This is a genomic window from Nocardiopsis halotolerans DSM 44410 (genome assembly GCF_000341065.1).
Lineage (GTDB): Bacteria > Actinomycetota > Actinomycetes > Streptosporangiales > Streptosporangiaceae > Nocardiopsis > Nocardiopsis halotolerans.
In genome coordinates this window covers 1-6,081 of sequence record NZ_ANAX01000364.1, presented here as the reverse complement: position 1 = coordinate 6,081, position 6,081 = coordinate 1, and the positions used below count along the sequence as shown (strand labels likewise).

The 6,081-nt window shown below is 69.0% G+C and carries 7 protein-coding genes; 4 read left to right on the top strand and 3 right to left on the bottom strand.

Translation table 11 applies throughout. The annotated features are described in order from the left end of the window. Positions 1-109 precede the first annotated feature (109 nt). The 3 genes from D455_RS31805 to D455_RS33560 are packed head-to-tail and all read right to left on the bottom strand — an operon-like array spanning position 110 to position 2,743. Positions 110-1,261, bottom strand: a complete 1,152-nt coding sequence (locus D455_RS31805) for a beta-ketoacyl synthase N-terminal-like domain-containing protein (protein WP_017573728.1) — start codon at positions 1,259-1,261, stop codon at positions 110-112. Next, positions 1,258-2,475, bottom strand: a complete 1,218-nt coding sequence (locus D455_RS0126705; RefSeq protein ID WP_017573727.1) for a beta-ketoacyl-[acyl-carrier-protein] synthase family protein — start codon at positions 2,473-2,475, stop codon at positions 1,258-1,260. The genes D455_RS31805 and D455_RS0126705 overlap by 4 nt, the downstream gene beginning before the upstream one ends. Further along, positions 2,468-2,743: an acyl carrier protein gene (locus tag D455_RS33560; protein WP_017573726.1), complete on the bottom strand. Its 276-nt coding sequence runs from the start codon at positions 2,741-2,743 to the stop codon at positions 2,468-2,470. Before D455_RS33560 ends, D455_RS0126705 begins: the two co-directional genes overlap by 8 nt. A gap of 249 nt (positions 2,744-2,992) precedes the next feature. Here D455_RS33560 and D455_RS0126695 point away from each other — a divergent pair, with 249 nt between their 5' ends. From D455_RS0126695 to D455_RS0126680, 4 genes are read left to right on the top strand one after another with little or no spacing between them, the layout of a single operon-like run. Continuing rightward, on the top strand, positions 2,993-3,976 hold the full coding sequence (locus D455_RS0126695; protein ID WP_160167862.1) for an AfsA-related hotdog domain-containing protein: 984 nt from the start codon (positions 2,993-2,995) through the stop codon (positions 3,974-3,976). Then, positions 3,973-4,650, top strand: coding sequence for an HAD family hydrolase (locus D455_RS0126690; protein WP_017573724.1), 678 nt, complete (start codon positions 3,973-3,975; stop codon positions 4,648-4,650). The genes D455_RS0126695 and D455_RS0126690 overlap by 4 nt, the downstream gene beginning before the upstream one ends. Then, positions 4,647-5,351: a 3-oxoacyl-ACP reductase FabG gene (gene fabG, locus D455_RS0126685; RefSeq protein ID WP_017573723.1), complete on the top strand. Its 705-nt coding sequence runs from the start codon at positions 4,647-4,649 to the stop codon at positions 5,349-5,351. The genes D455_RS0126690 and fabG overlap by 4 nt, the downstream gene beginning before the upstream one ends. A gap of 34 nt (positions 5,352-5,385) precedes the next feature. Continuing rightward, positions 5,386-5,820 (top strand): ester cyclase, encoded by a 435-nt coding sequence (locus tag D455_RS0126680; RefSeq protein WP_152487165.1) that lies wholly within the window; start codon positions 5,386-5,388, stop codon positions 5,818-5,820. Positions 5,821-6,081 lie beyond the last annotated feature (261 nt).

Sequence of the window (6,081 nt, the reverse complement as noted above, 5' to 3'; positions counted from 1 at the left end):
GGGCAGCCAGCGACGGTACTGGCTCGCGGACCCTCCCGCGTGGTGGAGGAGGAAGAGGTGGAGGGGCGGCTGCCCGCCGGGGGCAGGGGCGACAGCCGTGACGCTCGAGTCAGGGCGCGGCATCGACTGACGCACCTTCGCTCTCGCGTACCACCAAGGCACCGGTGTTGCCGTCCGCGCCCACACTGGTGATGAGTGCGTGACGGCGCCGAGCCGAGGGCCGGACCTTCCACAGGGCCAGGACCGCGGCGAGTTGGAGCGCCCCGCTCGCGCTGTAGGTCTCGCCCAGCGACTGGACGAACGGAACCGCGGGCCGGTCACCGACCACGGCGGAGAGCGCACGCGCCTCGGCGCGTCCGGTGCCGACGTGTCCGTTCGCTCCCGGCACGACCATGTCGATCTGGTCGGACGTGACGGAGCTCCGGGCCAACGCCACACGGATGTCGCGGGTGAGCGACTCGCTGAGCCCGCGCCTGGCGGCGAAGGAGACCTCGCAGCCCAGGAGTTCGGCCATGGTCGAGTCGGCGCCTCCCGGTACCGCGGCGTCGTCACCTCCGCGCCCCAGGTCGAAGACGGCACCCCCTTCCCCGACCGGGGTCTCCTCCGTCAGGCCGCCGCTGAGGTACCAGGCCCAGGCCGTGGGAGCGGTCAGCTCCTCCACCCCGCCGACCAGGAGCCGGTCGGCCCTGCCCTGGGACAGCGCGATCCGCGCGTGCCGGAACGCCGTCAGGCTGGAGAGCCGGCCCGCGGCCAGGGTCGCGTTCATACCTCGGAACCCGTTGCGGATGGCGATGCGCCCCGCGCAGCTGTTCATCACCGTGTTCGGGAAACGGGAGGGGTTGATGAGGTACGGGCGTTCCTGGAGCAGGGTGTCCCTGGCGAGTTCACTCAGACTCTGGACGCTCCCCGTGCTCGTGCCGATGACGATGCCGGTCCGGTCCTTGGCCGCCGGAGGCGCGTCGGTCGCCTGGAGGGCCAGGTCGCAGGCGACCAGCCCGAACCCGGTGAGCCGGTCCAGGTGACGGGTGCCCTTGCGGCCGATGTGGTCGGCGAGCCGGAAGCCTCCGACCGGACGTACCGGGACCAGGGGGTAGTCACCCAGGCCGTCGTCTTCGGGCTCGGTATGGGCGGGGGTGCCGCCGGAGACCAACTCGGCCAGCGGAGCCAGGCCGATACCGGCCGTGCTCACGACACCCGCCGCTCTGACGGGGAGGGGTTCGACCGTGGTGAGGTCGGTGGGAGACTCCATGGTCGCCGTCATGAGGCCCTCCCCAGGATGGTGATGACGTTGTTGCCGCCGAAGGCGAACCCGTGGTTCTGGACGATGTCGACCTTCGCCGGGCGGGCCTTCCCCGGGACGCAGTCCAGGTCGGGGCCGAGCTGGGGATCGACCTCGCTGACGTTGGCGGTGGGCGGGAGCATCCCCTCCTGGATCGCCATGCAGCAGACCACGGCGCCGAATCCGCTCGCCGCTCCCATGGTGTGGCCGATCATCGACTTGATGGAACTGATCGGGGGCGGTGAGCCCGTGAAGACGTCGCGCACCGCCTCGATCTCGGTCGCGTCGTTCGTGGGCGTCCCGGTGCCGTGGGCGCAGATGTAGTCGACCTGTTCGGGAGTGATCCCCGCCGACTCGTGGGCGTCCCGGACACACCGGGAGATACTCACCGGATCGGGGTGGACCATGTGCTCGGCGTCGCAGTTGACTCCGTAGCCGAGCACCTCGGCGTAGACGTGGGCTCCCCGCTCCCTGGCCCGCTCCAGCGGCTCCAGGTAGAGGGCCACACCGCCCTCCCCGGTCAGGATTCCGCTGCGGTTGGCGTCGAACGGGCGGCACATGTCCTCCGCCAGCGCTCCCAGGCGGTGGAACCCGGCGTGTGTGTGCCTGTTGACCGCGTCCGCACCGCCGGCGAACATCCCGTCCACCTCCCCCGTCCGCACCATGTCGAAGGCGTAGCCCAAGGCGTAGTTGCTGGCCGAACACGCGGTGGGGATGGTGAGCGCCTCACCGGTCAGGGCGAGTTCGGTGTTGACGGCGTTCGCGATCTGGCTCGCGGGAGCCTGTTGGACGTGGGAGGGGTTCAGCCCCTTGAGGCCGTCGGCCACCCACTGTTCGCACAGGCTCTGCATGATCGTTGACTCACCGCTGGTGGTGCCCATGGCGGAGCCGGTACGGGACGACGACAGGACGTCTGCCCCGAGCCCGGCGTCCTGGGCGGCCTGGCGGGCGGCGGCCGCCGCCAGAAGGCCGCTGCGGCCCCAGTCCTCGGGCTTCAGCACCTCCAGAAGGGAGTCCGGATCGAAGTCGGTGACCTCGCTGGCCTTCTGGTACGGAAAGCCGCTCACGTCGAAGCTGGACACCGTGGCCGCGCCGACGCGCCCCTCCCAGATGGCGGAGGAGAACGCCTGGACACCGATGCCGATGCTGCTGACGGCTCCGAGCCCGGTGATGGCGACACGTCTGCTCTCAGACACCGGAGCCCTCCGCGTGCTTGACGACGGCGGCGTGGAGCAGAAGCAGGTTGGTGAGCTCCGGAAGCTCCTCTGAGGGAACCTTGACGCCCATCTCCTTCTCGATGCGTGCGACCACCGTGATCAGGGAAAGGGAGTCGGCCTCGAACTCCTCGACGAAGTCGGCCTCGTCGGTGAGCTCGCCCTCCTCCAGTTCGAGTTCCTGGTTGATGATCTCCTCGATGTGCTCCTTGGCGTTCGAGGGGGTGAGGCCCGTCATTTCCGCGGTCATGGGGAATCTCCGTTTCCTTCGGTTGGTTTCGCCTCTGATTTCGAGGACGCGGCCAACGCTAAGCGCAGATTCCAGACTTGGGAATGCCAATGTCACCAAAGTGGCACAGGCGGGAACCGAAAGAAATGCACCGGACGCACTGCGTTGATCAACATGGATTTTCGTGTGCGCCAACGGGATCTCCATGCTGCTTTTATGTGGGAGTGCAAAGATCGAATTAACTGAAAACCGGTTGGCGAAGGAGTGCAGGTGACTGTTCATGCCGGCGAGGAGGTGTGCTTCCCTCCGCGCGAACTCGACTTCTCACAGAACATCGACCGCAGGCTGGTGCACCGTTCGGCCGTCTCCGAGGTCTTCATCACCGACATCCTCCCGGTCGGGGAGGACCGGGTGTGGTGCGCGGCCCAACTGCCCCTGACGCACAGCTACTACAACGACCACCTCCAGCGCGCCCGCCTGTTCGATCCGGTGCTCATGGTCGAGTGCTGCCGCCAGGCCGCCATCGCGGGTTCCCACTCCCACATGGAGATCCCCGACGGGACGACCATGATCGTGGACCACTTCGAGTACGAGGCCGACTGGCTCCCCGGAACGGTGATCGGTCGCGGGCCGGGCGAGCTGCGCGTCGACACGGTCTTCTCCAAGGAGACGAGCGCCCGTACGGGCCGGTTGCGCAGGGGAAGGGTCGCGCAGCGGCTGTACGTGGACGACTCGCGCGTCGGGCTGCACACCATGAGGGTCTCCTTCCTCAAGGGCAGCCAGGCCGCGGCGCTCCGACACTCCCAGAGGGGTACCCCGGCTCCGTCGACCTCGCAGTTCCGGGAGGGGGCGCCCCCTCCCCTGACACCGGAGCTGGTGGGCCGGTCCAACCCCGCCAACGTGGTGCTCTCCCAGCCCTTCACCGAGTCCGGTACGGTCCGCGCGACCGTCACGCCCTGGCTGGGCAACAAGGCGCTCTTCGACCACGACTACGACCACTATCCGGCGATGACGTTGGTGGAGGCCGCGCGGCAGCTGGCCCTTCTGGGGACGTCCGAGCCCTCGGAGTACCACCCGACGGCGTTCGCGGCCGAATTCCTCAGCTACGCGGAACTGGACGCACCCCTGACCGCGCGGGCGGAACGCCCCGACGGTGACACGTTCGAACCGAGCACCACGGCGGTCCTGGAACAGTCCGGCCGTGAGGTCGCCCGGATCTCCGTGGCCCTGCGCCGTATGGAGGGACACCGATGAGCGGGCGGAACGCGGGGTCGGTGACCGCGGTCTGGACGGACTTCGGCGGTGTGCTCACGCCCCCCATCGCCGACACGATGCGGACCTTCTGCTCGCGGCACGGACTGGATCCCCGCGCCCTGGGGAGGGCGACGCTCAAGGTCGCCGGGGACTTCGGTACCGACGACGTCATGGAGCCGGTGGACACCCCCCTGATGAGCGAACGGGAATGGATCAGGCGGATCAGTGACGCCCTGGTGAGCGAGGGCCATCCCCCGGTGGAGCTTGAGACGATCGCCGACGCCTGGTTCGACGGGCGCGAGGTGAACACGGCCTGGCTCCGCGCCCTGACGGCCCAGCGGAGGACCGGGGTGTACGTCGGCATGCTGTCGAACATGGTCCCGACCTGGGACGACCACTGGCGCCGCATGCTCGCCCCGGAACCGCACTTCGACGCCGTCGTCCTGTCCTTCGAGGTCGGTCACCGCAAACCCGATCCCGGAATGTTCCGTCTGGCTCAGGAACGGGCCGGAGTTCCGGCGCACGAGTGCGTGCTGGTGGACGACATCGAGGCCAACTGCGCGGGGGCCAGGGACGCGGGCTGGAACGCGGTCCACTTCACCTCCACCGCCGACGCCATCGAGGAGCTGACGGCCCTCACCGGCCGTCCCACATCTATCGGGAGCAATCCATGAGCCGTTCCGTACTCGTGACCGGCGGCAACCGGGGTATCGGCCTCGCCGTCGCCCGCAGGTTCGCCGACAGCGGCGACAAGGTCGTGGTCACCCACCGGTCCGGAACCCCTCCGGAGGGGACGTCCGGGGTGTTCTGCGAGATCACCGACCCCGCCTCGGTCGCGGCCGCCGTGCAGGAGGCGCGCGCCCTGCACGGGCCCGTCGAAGTCCTGGTCGCCAACGCCGGCATCACCCGCGACGGCCTGTTGCTGGGAATGAGCGACGAGGACTTCGTGGAGGTCGTCACCACCAACCTCCTGGGGGCCGTGCGCGCCGCACGGGAGGTTCTCACGGACATGGCGAAGGCCCGCCGCGGCCGCATCGTCTTCGTCTCCTCGGTGTCCGGCCTCGCCGGATCCCCGGGGCAGACCAACTACACGGCCGCGAAGGCGGGGCTCCTCGGCTTCGCGCGGTCGCTGGCCAAGGAGATGGGTCCCCGTGGCATCACCGTCAACGTGGTCTCGCCCGGGCTCATCGACACGGACATGGCCCAGGGAGTGACCGGGAGCCGCCGGGACCAGCTTCTCGGAGAGACGGCGCTCCGGAGGGCCGGAACTCCCGAGGAGGTCGCCAGCGCAGTCCACTACCTCGCCAGTGAGTCCGCCGGATACATCACGGGAGCGAATCTTCCCGTGTCCGGCGGCGGAATGCTCGGAAACTGAATCCGGGAAATCTACGAAAAGATTGGAGTTCGCTGTGACTGAGAGCGTTCTGGAGATCTCCCAGAAAATGGGTGACATCTTCAACGAACTGAACGCCGAGGTGGCGTACAAGTACCTTCACGAGGACTTCGTCGACTACGAGGCCCCTCCGGGGACGCCCGGAGGCCCCGAGGGCTACCTGGGCACGGCCCGGTGGATGAACTCGGTCTTCGAGGGCGCGCACTGGGAGCACCTGGACAGCTTCTACCAGGACGACCGTGCGGTCATCCGGGTGCGCTTCACGGGCAAGCACGTCGGTGACTTCCTCGGGTTCGCTCCCACCAACCGCGAGGTGTCCATCGAGCAGATGCACATCTACAAGCTCGTGGACGGCAAGGTCATCGAGCACTGGGGGTGCCGCCAGGACCTCGACCTGATGGTGCAGCTGGGCGTCATCGAGATCAAGCCGCCGGCCCCGGCCTCTTCCTGACCCCCGGGTGTCCGGGCTCCGGCCCGGACACCCGCGTCGGTCGACGGCGCCCCGGGCGACCTGTGGTGGGCGCGCACCGGCGGCGGAGGAAGCGGCGGGAGGGGCCGGGAGGACCCGGCCCCTCCCTCACGGCGCGTCAGCGGTCACGCGGGAGGAGGCGGCCCTTCGCCGCACCTCCTCCGGGAGAACCGGTGGGCCGTGGTGATGCCGCCGTCGGTGGAGTCCCTCGTCATGGGACCGACCTCGTCGGTCGAGGTCCTC